Origin of the sequence: Pontiella agarivorans (assembly GCF_034531395.1) — a bacterium.
Taxonomy (GTDB): domain Bacteria; phylum Verrucomicrobiota; class Kiritimatiellia; order Kiritimatiellales; family Pontiellaceae; genus Pontiella; species Pontiella agarivorans.
This window is the reverse complement of the sequence record NZ_JARVCO010000010.1, coordinates 397,368-413,957: the sequence shown is the minus strand read 5'-3', so window position 1 is coordinate 413,957 and position 16,590 is coordinate 397,368. Positions and strand designations below refer to the sequence as shown.

Sequence of the window (16,590 nt, the reverse complement as noted above, 5' to 3'; positions counted from 1 at the left end):
CCTGTCGGACGGCTTTTTCCAAACTCTGGAAATCTGAATTATGCCGGCTTCACCTCAACCGGAGTGGCATTCAACAGATTTTCAGAAACCGGGCAGCGCCGGTCCAGTTCATGAATAAAGGCCTGCTTTTCTTCATCGGTCATATCGGCATCCACATCCACCGTAACCGTGATACCTTCAAAACCGATGCGTCCTTCGATCGGTTTGCCCAGCAGCCCATCCGTATCCAGATCGCCCTCCACCTTGATCGACAGACCGCGCAGCGCAATTCGTTTCTGCATGGCCACAATCCGGCCGATGGTGCCGATACAGCCCGCCAGCGAAACAAACACCATTTCCAACGGGGTAACCCCGGTATCCGACCCGCCCGCATTCGCCGGCTGGTCAATCACCAGCTTATGACCGCGCACATCGCTTTCGATCACAAATTGTTCATTCAGTTTCGATTCAATACTTACCGTCTTCTTCGGCATAACGCTCTCCTGTTTGATTAAAAGATACAGAATATCAGGCACAACCCCGGCGTAAAGTCCGGATCAACGCCACTCGTGTTTCGGGTATCGGCCTTTGAGCTCCTTTTTAATCAGCGGATAGGCATTGTTCCAGAACGACTGCATATCCTGCGTCTTCTGCTGCGGCCGCTGGTTCGGCGCCAGCGCCTCCACCATCACCGGAATCTGACCGAATCCAATGGTCGGAACTTCGTTTAAACCATACAGCTTCTGAATCGTGGCCGACAGCACCGGCGGCTGCCCCTCCTCATACCGCACCTTCGCATTAAACCCGCTCGGCAGTTTAATCCGCTCCGGCGCCTGTTTTTCAATGATTTCCAGCTGCGCCGGATTCAGCCACGACTTCACCGTTTTCCAGACCGGCCGCGCCTTCAGATCCTTTTTACACACCGCCCCCAGACAGATCTCCTGAATCATCGCCCGACGCGCCTCTTCATCAATCTCCGGAATCCCGTAATCCGGGCAGCCCGCCGCCAGGCAGTTCACCCGCGCAATCCATTTCTCCACCTGATCATCCCATTTATACAGATCCAGCCGTCCGGCCATCACCTCTTCGGCAATCATCTCCGCCGCCTGATCCGGATCCACCTCCGGGCTCATATTCGACTTCAGCTCCAGACCGCGGAACGACTTCCAATGTTTGGAAAAAACGCGCTTCGTCCGCGGGTCATACACCGCCTCGGTAATCTCCTCAACATCCTCCGGAAACAGCTCCTCCAGCCACACTTCTTCAATCGCCGTGCAGAGATTCAGCTTCACATTCAGATCACGCCCCTCAATCTCCGTAATCTCCGCCGCCACCAGCAGCTCCGCATCGCGCACCACCGATTCCCGATCCAGATCCCCGGAACGGCCGTGCACCACCGCGCAATGCAGCGTACCCTTATCCCGCCGTTTCGCCACCTGATCCGAAAACGCCAGCAGAATACACTTCTGCAAATCCTCATCCGTCGGTGCACGGCTGTTGATTTCCAGCCCCGCGCGCTTTGCCATCTTCATGAACCGCTCATACAGCGGCTTCACCGTCCGCGCCGCGCCCGCATGAATCCCCAGTTTCCGGCAGGCCTCCACCCGGTAACCGTTCTGATCCGCAAAACTCCACGCGCGCATCAGCCGCTTGAAATCCGAAACATCATCCTCGCCCAGCAGCTCATCCCGCTGGCCGCGCGTCCGGCCGCCTTTGTTCCGCTCCAGAATCGACCGGCCCTGCGTCAGCGCCGCAATCAGACACGCCTGCCGCACACATCCGTATTCACCGCCCGCCAAAAGCATCCGGGCATAGCGCGGATGCATCGGAAACGACACCATCTTTTTTCCAATGCCGGTCAATTTACCGGCGGAATCCAGCGCCCCCAGATCCGACAGAAGCGTCAGCGTACGCGCCAGCGATTTCGGATCCGGATGTTCCAGCCACTGAAAAGTTGAAATATCATCAATGCCGCCCGCTTTCAGCGTCAGCACCACTTCGCTCAAATCATGCCGCAGGATTTCCGGCAGCTCCTGCATCGGCCGCGCCACATGCTCCTGCTCGGTCCACAGCCGATGGCACGTTCCCGGCGCCGTACGACCTGCCCGCCCGCTCCTCTGGTCCGCCGACGCCCGGCTGATCCGCTCAATCAGCAGCGTATCAATCCCCCGGTTCGGATCAAACCTCGCCATACGCGCCAGCCCCGAATCAATCACAATCCGGACCCCGTCAATCGTGATCGACGTCTCCGCCACATTGGTCGAAACAATACACTTACGCTGCGCACATTCGCCCACCGCCGCATCCTGCTGCGCCGGCGGCAGCTCGCCGTGCAGCGGCATCACCGCAAAACCGCGCGCACATTTTTTCGACCGGATCGCCTCGACCGTCCGCGCAATTTCAAAAGCCCCCGGCATAAAGACCAGCACATCGCCCTCGGCCCCCGATTCAATCGCCTGCTCAAACGCATCCGCCGCCGCATCCCACACCCGATGGTGCCGGAAATCGATCCGTTTCCGCGCATACGAAATCTCCACCGGAAACATCCGGCCTTCGCTCTTCAGCTCGGTGCACGGCGCCAGATATTCCCGCAACGGCCCCGCATCCAGCGTCGCCGACATCACAATAAGTTTAAGATCGGGCCGCGTCCCCTGCAGATGCAACGCACGCGCCAGCGTAATGTCGCCGTAAATATGCCGCTCATGAAATTCATCAAAAACAATCGTCGAAACACCCCGCAGCTCCGGATCACTCAGAAACTGGCGCAGCAGAATCCCTTCGGTCACATAGCGGATCTGCGTTTTTGCGGAAACGGCCGATTCCATCCGCACCTGATAGCCCACCTCGCCGCCCAGCGGTTCCCCGCGCTCGGACGCCACGCGCTTTGCCAGCAGCCGAGCCGCCAGACGCCGCGGCTGCAGCACCACCACTTCGCCCGGCCCCGCGTTCCCGCAGTCCAGCACCATCTGCGGCACCTGGGTCGATTTACCCGACCCCGTCGGCGCCTCGATAATCATGCGGTTCCCGTTCTTCAGCGCTTCAGACAATTCATCGCGCAGTTCATAAATCGGCAGTTTTTTCGGATCCATAGACGCGACGTTATAACCAAATGTTCCAACCGTTGGAAGTTTTCAAGCCTTTCTCCTGCCCCGTCTGTCATCGCGACGGGAAACTTTTTCGTATTTTCATATTTACATATTCTGATATCTATATATGTATATATCTAAACCAACGGCAAATTCCTGCTGAAGGTTCCGGAAAATTCGGCCGGAAAACGGCGATGACACTGGAGAACACGCTACGAAAGGAACGTATTATGCCCTGCGATAAACGAAAGATCATTGAAGACGAAGAACCCGCTGTAACTGAAAACCAACCGACGACAGGAGAACAGAAAATGAGCACAACATTAGTCATGCGGCGGATGCCGGAATTTGAACTCGAAGCCTACGATGCCGCAAAAGGAACCTACACGACGGTATCAAGCGAAGACCTCAAGGGCAAATGGTCCGTCGTCTGTTTCTACCCGGCCGACTTCACCTTTGTCTGCCCCACCGAAATCGCCGCGATGAATGCGAGCCAGGACAAGCTGAATGAGCTCGGTGTGAACGTACTGCCGATTTCCGGCGACACCAAATTCAGCCACAAGCGTTTTGCGGAAACCGAACCGCTGCTCAAGGACCTGACGCTGACCATGGGAGCCGACAACACCGGCAACGTGGCCCGTAAATTCGGGGTCTGGATTGAACAGGAAGGCGTGGCCCTGCGCGGCCGCTTCATCATCGATCCTGAAGGCGTGGTCGTGGCCGAAGAAACCGTTGCCGACAGCGTCGGCCGCAACGTCAACGAACTGATCCGTCAGATCGAAGCGTGGCAGCATGCCTATGCCACCGGCGAAGTCTGCCCGGCCAACTGGCGCAAAGGCAAAAAGACGCTCCCGGTGAATACCGATATAGAGAACATGACCGGCAACGTCGGCAGCTATGTCACCATCGAGGATATTCTCGCATAAATCATCCTGCAGGGCCGTCCGGTCATTCCCCCGCCCGGACGGCGTGCCGGATGAACCGGACAGATTATAAGGAAACAGAAAAATGAAAAAAACAGTGGTTACGCTCGCCGGCGGAATGATCGGCGGCATTTTACTGACCGGCATCACTATGGCCTCGGTGATGCCGAAAATGATGCTGCACGAAAAAGAGAGCCCGCTGGGCTACACAGAAACCATCGAACAGCTCGAACAGGCCGTCACCAACAGCGGATGGATTCTTTCCCGCAAAATGGATATGCAGAAAAGCATTGCCCGGCACGGAAAAAGCATCCCGAAACTCACACTGCTTAAAATCTGCCAGGCCGATTATGCCGACCGGATTCTCAATACGGACGACGCCATGTATGTTTCCGTCATGATGCCCTGCAGTATGGCGGTTTATCAGAAGAGCGACGGCAGAACCTATGTCTCCACCATGAACACCGGCCTGATGGGACGCATGTTCGGCGGCGTGGTCGCCGATGTGATGGGCGGGCCCGTCGCTGACGATGAAAAACAGTTCACCCGATTTCTCACCCTCTAAGCAAAGAAAGGAAATACCATGAAAGCAACCATAGTGACTGATGAAACCTTCAAAGAAACCATTGCATCCGGCGTAACGCTGGTCGATTTCTGGGCCCCGTGGTGCGGGCCGTGCAAATTCCAGCTTCCGATTCTCGAAGAAGTGGCCGAAGCCGTCGGCGACCGTGCAACGGTGGCCAAACTCAATGTGGACGAAAACACGACCACGGCGGCGGAATACGGCGTACGCAGCATCCCCACTCTGATTCTCTTCAAGGATGGGCAGGTGCTCCAGCAGATGGTCGGCGTTCAGCAGAAAGAACAGCTGATTCAGGCCATTGAATCGGCACACTAACCCAGGAGAATCCCATGTGGACCTATCAAACATCCGTTGAATGGAAAACCGACAAACAGGGAACCGCCCATTGTGAAGGCAAGCCTGCCATCGACGTAGCCACGCCGCCGGAATTCGGCGGCCCGGAAGGATTCTGGACGCCGGAGGATCTGATGACCGCGGCCGTTGAATCCTGCATCATGGCCTCCGCCCTCTTTTTCCTGAACCGGGGAAAAATCGGCTTCCGCTCTTACAGCAGCCACGCCGCCGGCACCATGGAGAAAGGGCCCTCCGGCCTCGTTTTCAGCCGGATTTCTGTAACCGTCACTCTGGAGCTCGAGGATGCTGCCCAGGCCGATGCCGCCCGGAAAGCCCTGCAGCAGGCGGAAAAAACCTGCCCGCTCTCCAATACCCTGAGCTGTCCCGTCGAACTGACCCTCGAAATCCAGTAGTTCCGCAGCTGCCGGACGGAAACGCTCGATTCCGGCAGGACGATTCTGTAGAAATCGATATACGCTTAAACAGATGGCGGTACATACGGTGCACCGCCCGAATTTCAACGTAAAACCGGGAACTGAAAAATGAGCAAAACAACCCCGTGCATTCGGCAGGGAAAACTGAAAGTCGAGACGCTCCAGCGGGCGGCGGAAACGTTGAAAATGCTGGCGCATCCGCAGCGCTTGCGGATTATTGAAATTCTGGAGCGCGAACAGGAAGTTCCCGTTCATGCCCTTGTTGCAGAAACCGGATTTGCCCAGGCCGTGGTCTCGCAGCACCTGAACCAGATGCGCCGCGCCGGCCTGCTCTGCTCCACCCGCCACGGAAAAGAAATGTGGTATTCCATCTGCGATCCCCGCGCCCTCTCCATCCTCAACTGCATCTGCAACAACTGCACCACACAGGACTTCGAAGAAGCCTGATACCCGGTTGGATTACTTCTCGGTATAAACCTCGTAGTCCGGAATCTCCGAAGTTTCACCACGGCGGACTCAGAGGAACACAGAGGAAGGACGCGGTGCTCTCCGTGTCCTCCAGCGGAGCGGGTGGTAAAATATACCCGTATGTTTTAGCGAGTAGTATGAATCCTTTATGACGCCAACAGCGTCAATTTACCCGCCCCCTCAGCGCTCGATGACGGGGCGGTTCTTTTTTCAAGCGAATCAGACCACGCGCCGCGCCGTTTATAAACCAACCGTTTTTCCGGATCCATAAACGCGATGCGATCACCCCACCTTCCAACCATTGGAAATGTGGATCAAATCCCGCACCGCCCCGTCCGCCCCGTCCGCCCCGACCCAGTCCTCATTTTCTTTACAACCAAACCGCATACTCATAAAGTTTATCGCAACATTCACAACTCGTTTTACAGCACACTGCACGGGCTGATAAGGGAATAAACAGAATCGGTATATGCAGTGCATAACAACATGCGACTCAACACACTGTTCGCTAGATAAAAATATGAAATTAATACATGCACAGCCAGAAATCTTTCCCGAGATTGAAGCAGAATTAGATGACGCTGGCATTTCACATGAAAGAGGCGCTCTCCTAGCTAACAACGCTGAAGGTTTCAGCGCTGAATTAATTATGCTCGGTGCCGGAGCATTATCAACACTGGTGGTTCAAGCAATCACTACTTGGATGAAAAAGAAACAAGGTCAAAGAAAAGTTTCTGTGCAGACAGTAGATAAGGATAACAAAACACACTCCGTGACAGTAGAAACACCTGACACCGATGAAGTTGTGAAACTATTAGAAATGTCACTTAATCAAATTATTTATCTGAAAGATGAAGAAAAAGAAGAATGAGCGAACCAGTGGGTGGAGCCTATGGTGGCCGACGCCTGTTGATTAAGTGAAGTTTGTGAGCACCGGCGGCTCACCCATAACGTTCGACTGAAAGAAAATATGGCACGCAATCCAAAATGGAAACGAGATGAAGTAATTCTGGCACTCGATCTGTATTTTAAAGTTGAGAAATCCAAAATTAATAAAAACCATCCCGATATCATTGCTTTAAGCAAAGAACTCCAAACCTTATCAATTCATGCACCGGAAGTAAGAGTTGATGGGTTTAGGAGTCCCGGAAGTGTCAGCATGAAGATGAATAACTTCCTGCCATTTGACCCAGACTACGCTGGCGAAGGTCTACCAGCAGGATCTAAATTGGACAAAGAAATTTGGGATGAGTTTTTTGACTCCAAAAAACAACTTCGGAAAGAAGCATCTGCAATCAGAGCTAAAACCCAAAAAAAAAGCACTGAAGAATTCAACGAGGTATCCGAAGAATTTACCGTCTCAGAGGGAAAAAAATTGATGCGCAAGCATCGAATTCGAGAGCGTAAATCCATAATTACACAAAAAAAGAAAAAGCAGGTTCTGGAGAAATCAGGCAAGCTGGAATGTGAAATATGTGGTTTTGATTTTTACGCCCAATATGGCGACATTGGTTATGGATTTGCAGAATGCCATCACACGAAACCTCTGTCAGACCTTGAAAAAACAACCAAAACTCGACTTAAAGATTTATGCATTGTTTGCGCAAATTGCCATCGTATGTTGCACAAGAAAACACCCCCGTATACCAAAGCTGAAATGAAAACTATCATTCACGAATGGAATTAAAAACATGATCGAACCACCATTAAGCCCTTTTAAGTAAAGACAAAAAATCCCCCAATCCAATCTTTGCGTTTTCCCAACTTTCGCTATAGATCGAACTAAACCAACCCAGTCTGAACGCAGGCCGTTTTATAATTCAGGCACGAGTGGGCAGGTGTCAGGGGCAGGTGTCCGGGCAGGTGTCGGGCAGGTGTCAGTCGGCAGGTGTCAGTCCTATTATTTCGTTATCAGCCCCAAAGCTGGCGATCGAGGGTGCGGTACTGAATGGCCTCCGGAGTGGTGCGTCCGCTCTGCCGCCCGCCACGTCGGGGACGTGGCCTACATTTTCCAGAGCTTGGAAAGTTCCAATGACTGGAGAATGCAAAGGGTCAAAACGCTTTTTTCGTCATGGCGTTTCCCTTCTCTGATTCTCGTCTGCCCATTTGTCCAGGAAAGCCAGGGATAAAATTAATGCCCGATCAGCGGCTGAAACTCGTGCCGTAACGGAAGAAACATGAAGATCACCTTATCGAAAGAAAAGAAGGCCAACGCACTCCGGTCCATTCAACAGTTTTTTGAAGAGGATATAGAAATGGCGCTGGGCGGGCTCCAGGCTGGAAGCCTGCGGTACAAAGCAGGGCAGGCATCCACAGCCTGGGCATGAAAACAACCTTGCACTATAACGCCATGCGTTATAGTTTAGTTTCCAATGATTGAATCGTTCAAATGCAAAGAAACGGAAAAAGTGTATTTCAGGCAATACTCAAAGAGGTTGCCCACGAATATTCAGCAAATCGCGTTTAGAAAATTAAGAATGCTGAATCGAAGCTCAAATCTTGATGATTTGCGAATACCTCCAGCAAATAAGTTGGAGGCATTGTCTGGAAACAGAAAAGGACAACACAGCATCAGAATTAATCAACAGTGGCGAATCTGTTTCCAATGGAAAAACGGTAATGCGTTCAATGTTGAAATTGTTGACTATCATTGAGGTTATAAAATGAAAAAAATTGCTCCAGTACATCCGGGAGAAATCCTGAACGAAGAATTCCTTAAACCTATGGGAATCAGTCAAAATAAATTAGGTCGTGATCTGGGAGTTTCTCCACGCCGAGTGAATGAAATTGTCCACGGGAAAAGAAGCGTAACAGCTGATACAGCCTTGCGTCTTTCGGTCTATTTTGGGAATTCAGCATCTTTCTGGCTGGGTCTCCAGATGGATTACGATCTTGATGTTGCAGAAGATACCATTTCCGACAAAATCCATAAAGAAGTTCACCAACTCGCTGTTGCATAAAAAATCGGCGAACGAGTGGTTGGAGCCTACGCTGAAACCGTCTGCAGTTTTTAATGTTTATGCGTATACATCCACACCACTTTCCACCAGAGACGGACTTAAGATTTAGGACCACGGGATAAGTTAGGTTTGGGCGCATGACTCCTCAAATGAGAAGGTAAAGGAGTTATGAAAAAACAGAGACGAAAACATAGTGCCGAATTTAAGGCCCGGGTTGCGCTTGAAGCGATCCGTGGGCAGGTGTCAGTCCTATTATTTCGTTATCAGCCCCAAAGCAGGCGATCGAGGGTGCGGTACTGAATGGCCTCCGGAGTGGTGCGTCCGCTCTGCCGCCCGCCACGTCGGGGACGTGGCCTACATTTTCCAGAGGTTGGAAAGTTCCAATGACTGGAGGGTCGAAAGCTTCGGCGAACCAGCCCTACCCATGAACCGCCTGTCTTTCCTTTCCGTGTATTTCGTGTATTCCGTGGTTCATAATTTTCTCGTGCGCGCAAGACCCTGCGCGGCACCGGTACGGCCCCGGCAAACATCGCGGATCACCTCGTCGTCGAGATCGGGAATATGCACCGGGGTCAGGTGTCCGGACCGCAGAAAATCCGCCAGCTTCCGCGCATCGCGCCGGTCGGTTTTCTTTTTGTCTCCGGACTTTGAGGGAATCAATGAAGGAGCAATAACCACGCATTCAAAGCCGAGTTTAATCAGCCGGCGCGCCAGCACAAATCCAGTCGGCCCGGCCTCATAGCAGATAATAACCTCTTCCTTTTTCAGCTCGTACCTCTTGAGGATTTTCCGGACAGCCTCCACTGTTCGGTTCAGATCGCAGACACTTTTCCATACAGCGCCGCCGGCTTCATATCATGAAAAGCCAATCCGATTACGTTTGGAAACCTAAACATAATCATTGAGCACAGAGTATCACTAAAGTATCATTTCGACTATGAAAACAGAATTAGTGACCACATTAAAAAGACAAGCGACACAGATCCTGTCCGATCTCCATAGTTCCGGCGAACCCGTTTTGATTACTGAACACGGAAAACCATCAGCATACCTTGTTGATGTTGACTCCTATGAGTTCATGCAGGATCGGATGAAAATCCTTGAAGGGATCGCCAGGGGGGAACGAGCCATTCTTGAAGGCAGAACCTACACACAGGATGAAGCCAAAAAGAAGATGAAAAAATGGCTGATCTAATTTGGACAGAACCTGCCCTCTTAGATTTAGATGAAGTTGCAGAATACATCGCCCTAGATAATCCTACGGCAGCATCAAATTATGTCCAAAAGATTTTCGACAGAGTTGAGCGGCTAACTATCTACCCAAACTCAGGGAAACGCCCCAAGGAACTACCCCGCACTCCATACCGTGAAATCGTAATTCCCCCATGTAGAATTTTTTATCGGGTCGAAGATGATATTGCATACATTCTACAGGTCATGCGTACAGAGAGATTGCTTCAGCCATTTCTGTTAGATAGACGAAACAAAGATAAATAATTTTCCAATCAGACCATTGAGCCTACTGGGGCAACGCCGGTCGATTCGGTCTATACGTTATGCGCACCGAAAGTCATCCCAAACGTTGGCAGAAGAGAAAGGAAACCAAATGATGAAAAAAATATTAATTTCGACCTTCATAGGTTTATCACTCGCAGGTTGTAAAACGACTTCGATTACATCAACGGAAAAGACATCAGAACCCAAAACAGAGAAAGCAACGAAAATAGCAGAGCCGAAACCTGAGTTGGCTGATTTTACTTTTGCAAAGTGGGAAGGTCGCAATATCTATAATTTTTTCTATGAGGTTTTCGAAGAAGGAACCCCTGTTTCCTCGTTTACAAATGAAGTTTTTTCAACTGCATCTTACAAGGGTGTATCATGGGAAATAATTCAGGCGAGTCGTGGCATGAATGTTGTCGGTGTTCATGTGAAATCAGAATGGCCCTATGGCTCCGTTGGGTACGCAGGGGATAAAAGGGATATGCAACCAAGAGTTCCCTTTCCCATTGATCAAGCAACGTTTGTCATCAATAGATGGTCTGACGTTTCTTATCTAAATGGTCAAAAATTCAAACAATATGTTATATTTACGGGTTATGAAGAAGGTTTCCTCCAATTTAGCGGAAACGAAACCAATGAAGTTAAAAAATTATGTTTCCTGACAATCAGTGGACTGAAAGATGCAATCAACTATTTTGAATCAGCGGAGCAATAATCGACAGTATCATAAAATTTGCCACCCACCATTAAGTCCCTCTGAGTAAAGACAAAAAGTTCCCTGTCCCAATCTTCGTGTTTTGCCAACTACCACTACCGATTGAACATTCCAACCTGGTCTCAACTTGTGCCGTTTTTATTTCCGTATGAACGAGTGGAGCAAGGCTCCCTCAAACAACCGTGCGGGCTCAGGCGGCCGGATCTCCCCGAAGCTCGGGGACGGCGGCTGTCACGGATTACTACGATCCATGACGTCCCAGAATTTCATGCGGTTTTTCCCTGCACATCACCCATTCAAGAACAGATCGGTTGTCCGCCATAAAGACGGATTCCAGTTGGGTTCGGGCTCACGGCAGGGTCGGCTCCTTATCAAAACAGGTTCTGTAAAAACCGGAGACGGTGGGAGAAGTGGACTCACTCTTTTTCCGGTCTGCTTCAACTCAGCGTGCCTGGCAGGCCGGCGGCCTGCGATACAAACCTGTACCGCAGACGGCTCGTCTGCACTCCCGGAGGGAAAGCCCATTCGAATATTCTTAACGTCGTGCCAATCCGGACCGACTCTTTTTCCGGCCCGCTTCAACTCAGCGTGCCTGGCCGGAAAGATGCCTGCGGTACGGCGGCGGGGTCAGGCTTCGCCGACGTAGAACCATTCGCCGTTTTTCTGTTTAAAGACGGAGTGTTCGCGGTGCTGCTGCTCGGATCCGTTCAGCCGGTACTGCGCCACAAAATCGACGGTGGTTTCTTCGGCGCGGATGATCAGCAGGCGGATCCATTCCGCCGCATTCATCCATTCGGTAATATTCTGCGCCAAATCCGGCGTGCGCGATTTCGGCAGCGTGGTACGGACGAGATAGTCGACGTCTTTTTTCACGTAGGCGGAATAGCGCGAGCGCATCAGTTGCTCGGCGGTCTGCGCTATTTCAGCGCCGGAAATAAAGCGCCCGCAGCACGCATCGTACGACTCGCCGCTTCCACATGGACAACGTTCTGAATTCATTTAATGCTCCTAATACCATTTGCTAAAACATACAGGTATATTTTTACCACCCGCTCCGCTAGAGGACACGGAGAACACAGCGTCCTTCCTCTGCGTCCTCCGTAATGAAATTTCGGAGGTTCTGCACGATAAAGTTTATACCGATAAGAAATCAAACGTGGTATAAGTCGGGTTATCTTATCCCCCGCTTAACGGGAGCCCCGGAAGCGCGGCGTTTTTTTAATCCCGTTTCCTGCAAGCGGCTCGGACAGAGCCTCGCCCTCCATCCGCAATCCCCCCTCCGAGTCTCTGCAGCTCCGTGATGAATACTATTCGGTCTTCCGCCTCTTTTGCCGGCGGTGAAAAAATGCATGCGTTTTTTCACGCAGGGTCATGAAGAGCACAAAGAGTGCGGGAACCAGCACAATGCCGAAGACCGTCGCCGCCACCATGCCGCTGAACACCGTCGCCCCGATGGCCCGGCGGCTGGCCGATCCGGCTCCGTCGGCAAACATCATGGGCAGCACCCCGAGAATGAAGGTGAAGGCGGTCATCAGCACAGCGCGGTAGCGCTGTCCTGCGCCGTCGGCCGCCGCCTCCAGAATGGAGAGGCCCTCTTCGCGACGGGTTTTTGAAAACTCGACAATCAGAATGGCATTTTTACTGGCGAGGCCGATCAGCAGAATGAGGCCGAGCTGGGCATAGATACTCAGCGGCATTTTCATCAGAAACAGTCCCAGCAGCGCACCGGCAACCGCAACCACGGTGGAGAGGATCACGGGCAGCGGCGTGGTCCAGCTTTCGTACTGCGCCACGAGGAAGAGGTAGCCAAAAATAACGGCCATCAGCAGCAGCACATTGGTGCTGCCGGAGGCGCGGGCCTCATGATAACTGAGATTCGACCACTCAAAATCATAGCCGGCCGGAAGCACCTTTTTACTGATTTTTTCCACGGCATCCATCGCGGCACCGCTGCTGACAAAGGGCATGGCAAATGCGTTGATGGTGGCGGAAGTGAATTTGTTATATCGCTCAACGTTGCGGGGTGCGAGTGTCGTATCGAGCTGGACGAGGCTGCCGAGCGGCACCATATCGCCGGTCCGGCTTTTCACATGAATGCGGTCGAGCGAATCCACGTCTTTACGAAACGGCCAGTCGGCCTGAACGATGGTGCGGTTCACCTGCCCGTCGAAGTTGACGTCGTTGACATACATGGAGCCGAGATAGGTCTGCAGCGCACTGAAAACGGCGCTGACTTCCACATCCATCAGCGCGGCTTTCACGCGGTCGACCTTCAGATGAATATGCGGCGTATTGGCGGAATAGGCACTGAAACCGAACATGATTTCCGGGGCCATATTCACTTCCATCAGGAAACTGTTGAGCACCGCCTGCAGTTTCTGCGGATCGTCGTCCTGCGTGGCCTGCAGCCGGATATCCAGTCCCCCGCTGTTTCCCAGCCCCATAATGGCCGGCGGTACAAACAGATTGAGCTGGGCACCGGGCACGACCGCAAGGCGGGCCTGCAGTTTTTCCTGCAGGGCCAGTACATGAAGCTCGGGCTCCATGCGTTTGGACCAGTTATCGAGACCGAACATGAAGAAAGCCACGTTTTCGCCGGAGCCGCCCATCATACTGAAACCGGTCACCTGAATAATATAGCTGATCCCCTTTTCTTCCTGAATCGGGGAAAGCACCTCTTCGAGCAGCGCTTCCGTACGGGCCCGCGTCGCCCCCTCAGGCAGCTGCGCCATACCGAAGATAATACCGGCATCTTCGTCGGACAGGAACGAGGCCGGACTCATGCTGTACAGTCCGTAGGAAACCCCGAAGACACTCAGCAGGATAAATCCGGTGATAATCATCCGTCGCGCCAGACTGCGGCTGCCGGACACATAGATGTTGCGCGCCCGGCTCAGGCCGGTATTGAACCAGCGCAACGGCCCGTGCTTTTTCGGTTTGATTACATTCAGCATCACGGCGCAAAGCGCCGGACTGAGCGTCAGCGCATTGACGGTGGAGAAAAACACGGCGGCGGAAATCGCCACCGCAAACTGCTGATAAATTTTTCCGGTAATGCCCGACATAAAACCGATCGGCACGAAGATGGACAGCAGTACCAGCGTGGTGGCAATCACCGCCCCGCTTACCTGCTCCATGGCCTTAAGGGTGGCCGTTTTATGATCCAGCCCTTCGCTCTCCATAAGCTCCAGCACCCGTTCCACCACCACAATGGCATCATCCACCACCAGCCCGATGGCCAGAACGAGCCCGAACAGCGTCAGCGTATTAATGCTGTATCCGAGCACCGCCAGCACCAGGAAGGTGGCACACAGCGAAACCGGAATGGTGATGGCCGGAATCAGCGTGGCACGCCAATCCTGCAGGAAGACATAGCAGACCACCACCACAAGGAAGAAGGTCAGCAGCAGCGTGATCACAATTTCGCGAATACTGGTCCGGACAAATTCGGTGGCATCGTAGGGCAGAATCATTTCAAGACCGTCCGGTGCCGTGCTGCGCAGGCGTTCCAGCTCGGCCTGCACATCATACATGGTATCCAGTGCGTTCGAGCCCGGCGTACGGGTCAGGCCGAGCGCCACGGCATTGCGCCCGTTGTATTTGGAGGCAAACAGATAGCTGTCCGCTCCTTTCTCTACGGTGGCTACATCCTTCAGATAAACGACCGCGCCGTTTTTTTCGGTACGGATCACAATGTTTTCAAAGTCCGCCGGATCGTTCAGCCGTCCTTCCGTATTCAGCGTGTAGGAGATTTTCGCGGTTCCATCATCGGGCGAGGTGCCGATGGAACCGATGGACGCCTGAATATTCTGCCCCCGGATCGCCGCCGTCACTTCGTCCGGGCTGATGCCCAGCGCGGTCAGCCGGTCGGCATCCATCCAGACACGCATGCTGTATTTCGGCCCCCAGACCTGCGCCCGGCTCACGCCCCGGATGCGCTCCAGTCCCGGCTGAATAAATTTATAGGCATAGTCACTCAGAAACAGATCATCGCGGCTGCCGTCCGGTGAGCGCACCACAATGAAACCGAGAAAGTCAGCCGATTCCGTCTCGACGGTCACCCCCTGCTGCACGACTTCCGTCGGCAGCAGCGGCTCCGCCTGGGCCACGCGGTTCTGGACTTTGACCTGGGCCATATCCTGATCGGTCCCGACTTCAAAGGTGACGGTGAGGGTGTACATGCCCGCATTGTCGGAAGACGAGGACATATAGATCATGTCCTGCACGCCGTTTACCGCATCCTCAATGGGTGCGGCCACCGTGGCGGCCAGCACTTCGGCACTGGCCCCCGGATAAGTGGCGCGGACCACAATCTGCGGCGGCGTCACCTGCGGATACTGGGCAATGGGCAGCGACGAAATCGAAAGAATCCCCGCCAGCATCAGAACAATGGAAATCACACCCGCCAACCGCGGGCGTTCGATGAATACCCGGGAAATCATTGCGCAGCCTCCATCAGCGTTACCGCCGCCGTCATGCCCGGCTGTACTTTCTGTACCCCGTCCACCACCACGCGGTCGCCGGCTTTCAGTCCGGAAGTAATCACATAATCGTCTTCAACCGGTTCACCCAGGGTCACCCGCGCAACGCCGATGACGCCGTCTTCCGTCGCGGTGAGCACATAGGAACCCTCCTGATCCACCAGAACCGCCTGCTGCGGAATACGTATACCCATCGGCCGATCCGACCGACCGATCAAAATGGTAACGTACCCGCCGGCCACCAGCAGCTCGTCGGGATTATCGAACAGATAACGCACCGTCATCGTACCGGTACGTTCATTCATCGTGTTATCATCGAAATCCTTTTTTCCAATCATTGGAAGTTCCGTTCCGGTCGGCAGACGAATATGCGCAGCCAGCTCACTGTCGGCACCGTTCACCACATTCTCGCGATAGCGCAGGTAGGCGCGATCGGTCACGGAAAAGACCACGCGGATGGGATCCAGCTGCACGATGGTGGCCAGCGTTTCGCCCGTCATAGGATCAATATAGTTGCCTTTGGTCACCAGTGCCGCGCCGATGCGCCCGTCGATCGGTGCGCGGATTTCTGAATATTCCAGGTCCAGTTTGGACACGGTCAGATTGGCTTCGGCTTGTTTCAGGTTGGCCATTGCCTGCAGTTTCAAGGCTTCCGCCTGATCTTTATCGGATTGCGACACACTGCTGCCGGCTTTTTCAATCCGCTCAAAATAACGTTCCGCGCGGTTGAGTTCGGCCTTCGCACTGGCCAGATCGGCCTCGCGCGCATCCACCATCGACAGATACCGTTTCTGGTCGACGGTAAAAAGCAGGTCGCCGGCTTTCACCATCGAGCCTTCCGTAAAGTGGACTTCATCGATATAGCCCGCAACCTCGGTCTTCACCATGACCTGCTGGACCGGTTCGACGGAGGCAATGTATTCCTCCCGCACGTCAACCGGAACATCCTGAAGTTCAACCGCCTTGACCGCCGGCGGCGGCATTTCGCCGGGGCCGCCCATCATGGCCGACATATCCATCGACATCATCTTGCCGGCAAAAATCCCGATTCCGATCCCCACGGCAAGCGTCACAAGGAATACGACAATAGCTATGATCTGTTTCAACATACCTTCTCCTTAATCTTAA

The 16,590-nt window shown here is 53.3% G+C and carries 19 protein-coding genes; 13 read left to right on the top strand and 6 right to left on the bottom strand.

Annotated features, from left to right (window positions below; translation table 11 throughout):
- Window positions 1-38: 38 nt before the first annotated feature.
- Together P9H32_RS09305 and hrpB are read right to left on the bottom strand one after the other, a co-directional pair.
- Window positions 39-473: an OsmC family protein gene (locus P9H32_RS09305; RefSeq protein ID WP_322608622.1), complete on the bottom strand. Its 435-nt coding sequence runs from the start codon at window positions 471-473 to the stop codon at window positions 39-41.
- Between the two features lie 63 nt (window positions 474-536).
- Window positions 537-3,068: an ATP-dependent helicase HrpB gene (hrpB, locus tag P9H32_RS09300; RefSeq protein WP_322608621.1), complete on the bottom strand. Its 2,532-nt coding sequence runs from the start codon at window positions 3,066-3,068 to the stop codon at window positions 537-539.
- 227 nt (window positions 3,069-3,295) lie between these two features.
- On the opposite strand from hrpB, the gene P9H32_RS09295 reads away from it, so the two are divergent.
- The 10 genes from P9H32_RS09295 to P9H32_RS09255 all read left to right on the top strand — a co-directional run bounded on the left by P9H32_RS09295 (window position 3,296) and on the right by P9H32_RS09255 (window position 8,766).
- On the top strand, window positions 3,296-3,991 hold the full coding sequence (locus P9H32_RS09295; protein ID WP_348534481.1) for a peroxiredoxin: 696 nt from the start codon (window positions 3,296-3,298) through the stop codon (window positions 3,989-3,991).
- Between the two features lie 82 nt (window positions 3,992-4,073).
- On the top strand, window positions 4,074-4,553 hold the full coding sequence (locus tag P9H32_RS09290) for a DUF302 domain-containing protein (RefSeq protein WP_322608619.1): 480 nt from the start codon (window positions 4,074-4,076) through the stop codon (window positions 4,551-4,553).
- Between the two features lie 18 nt (window positions 4,554-4,571).
- Complete coding sequence (gene trxA / locus P9H32_RS09285) at window positions 4,572-4,886, top strand: thioredoxin (RefSeq protein ID WP_322608618.1); 315 nt, start codon at window positions 4,572-4,574, stop codon at window positions 4,884-4,886.
- A gap of 14 nt (window positions 4,887-4,900) precedes the next feature.
- Complete coding sequence (locus P9H32_RS09280) at window positions 4,901-5,317, top strand: OsmC family protein (RefSeq protein ID WP_322608617.1); 417 nt, start codon at window positions 4,901-4,903, stop codon at window positions 5,315-5,317.
- Window positions 5,318-5,446: 129 nt separating this feature from the next.
- On the top strand, window positions 5,447-5,785 hold the full coding sequence (locus tag P9H32_RS09275; RefSeq protein WP_322608616.1) for an ArsR/SmtB family transcription factor: 339 nt from the start codon (window positions 5,447-5,449) through the stop codon (window positions 5,783-5,785).
- A 541-nt stretch (window positions 5,786-6,326) separates the two neighbouring features.
- Complete coding sequence (locus P9H32_RS09270) at window positions 6,327-6,677, top strand: hypothetical protein (protein WP_322608615.1); 351 nt, start codon at window positions 6,327-6,329, stop codon at window positions 6,675-6,677.
- A 99-nt stretch (window positions 6,678-6,776) separates the two neighbouring features.
- On the top strand, window positions 6,777-7,493 hold the full coding sequence (locus P9H32_RS09265; protein ID WP_322608614.1) for an HNH endonuclease: 717 nt from the start codon (window positions 6,777-6,779) through the stop codon (window positions 7,491-7,493).
- Window positions 7,494-7,983: 490 nt separating this feature from the next.
- Entirely contained in the window at window positions 7,984-8,133 is a 150-nt protein-coding gene (locus P9H32_RS09260) for a DUF2164 family protein (protein WP_322608613.1), read from the top strand.
- Between the two features lie 45 nt (window positions 8,134-8,178).
- Window positions 8,179-8,460 (top strand): type II toxin-antitoxin system RelE/ParE family toxin, encoded by a 282-nt coding sequence (locus P9H32_RS18105; RefSeq protein WP_348534469.1) that lies wholly within the window; start codon window positions 8,179-8,181, stop codon window positions 8,458-8,460.
- Window positions 8,461-8,469: 9 nt separating this feature from the next.
- On the top strand, window positions 8,470-8,766 hold the full coding sequence (locus P9H32_RS09255; protein WP_130596773.1) for a HigA family addiction module antitoxin: 297 nt from the start codon (window positions 8,470-8,472) through the stop codon (window positions 8,764-8,766).
- Window positions 8,767-9,237: 471 nt separating this feature from the next.
- Here P9H32_RS09255 and P9H32_RS09250 read toward each other — a convergent pair whose 3' ends face one another.
- Window positions 9,238-9,582 carry an IS110 family transposase gene (locus tag P9H32_RS09250; protein ID WP_322609311.1) on the bottom strand — a complete coding sequence of 115 codons (345 nt, stop codon included), beginning with the start codon at window positions 9,580-9,582 and terminating at the stop codon, window positions 9,238-9,240.
- Window positions 9,583-9,703: 121 nt separating this feature from the next.
- Between P9H32_RS09250 and P9H32_RS09245 the strand changes: the two genes are divergently transcribed.
- The 3 genes from P9H32_RS09245 to P9H32_RS09235 all read left to right on the top strand — a co-directional run bounded on the left by P9H32_RS09245 (window position 9,704) and on the right by P9H32_RS09235 (window position 10,981).
- Window positions 9,704-9,961 (top strand): type II toxin-antitoxin system Phd/YefM family antitoxin, encoded by a 258-nt coding sequence (locus P9H32_RS09245; protein ID WP_322608612.1) that lies wholly within the window; start codon window positions 9,704-9,706, stop codon window positions 9,959-9,961.
- Window positions 9,949-10,263 carry a type II toxin-antitoxin system RelE/ParE family toxin gene (locus tag P9H32_RS09240; RefSeq protein ID WP_322608611.1) on the top strand — a complete coding sequence of 105 codons (315 nt, stop codon included), beginning with the start codon at window positions 9,949-9,951 and terminating at the stop codon, window positions 10,261-10,263. Before P9H32_RS09245 ends, P9H32_RS09240 begins: the two co-directional genes overlap by 13 nt.
- 109 nt (window positions 10,264-10,372) lie before the next feature.
- A complete protein-coding gene (locus tag P9H32_RS09235; RefSeq protein WP_322608610.1) occupies window positions 10,373-10,981 on the top strand; it encodes a hypothetical protein in 609 nt (202 codons plus the stop codon).
- A 627-nt stretch (window positions 10,982-11,608) separates the two neighbouring features.
- Here P9H32_RS09235 and P9H32_RS09230 read toward each other — a convergent pair.
- From P9H32_RS09230 to P9H32_RS09220, 3 genes are all read right to left on the bottom strand, one after another.
- Window positions 11,609-11,980, bottom strand: coding sequence for a YchJ family protein (locus tag P9H32_RS09230; RefSeq protein ID WP_322608609.1), 372 nt, complete (start codon window positions 11,978-11,980; stop codon window positions 11,609-11,611).
- A gap of 308 nt (window positions 11,981-12,288) precedes the next feature.
- Window positions 12,289-15,423 carry an efflux RND transporter permease subunit gene (locus tag P9H32_RS09225; RefSeq protein WP_322608608.1) on the bottom strand — a complete coding sequence of 1,045 codons (3,135 nt, stop codon included), beginning with the start codon at window positions 15,421-15,423 and terminating at the stop codon, window positions 12,289-12,291.
- Window positions 15,420-16,571, bottom strand: a complete 1,152-nt coding sequence (locus tag P9H32_RS09220) for an efflux RND transporter periplasmic adaptor subunit (protein WP_322608607.1) — start codon at window positions 16,569-16,571, stop codon at window positions 15,420-15,422. Before P9H32_RS09220 ends, P9H32_RS09225 begins: the two co-directional genes overlap by 4 nt.
- Window positions 16,572-16,590: the final 19 nt, after the last annotated feature.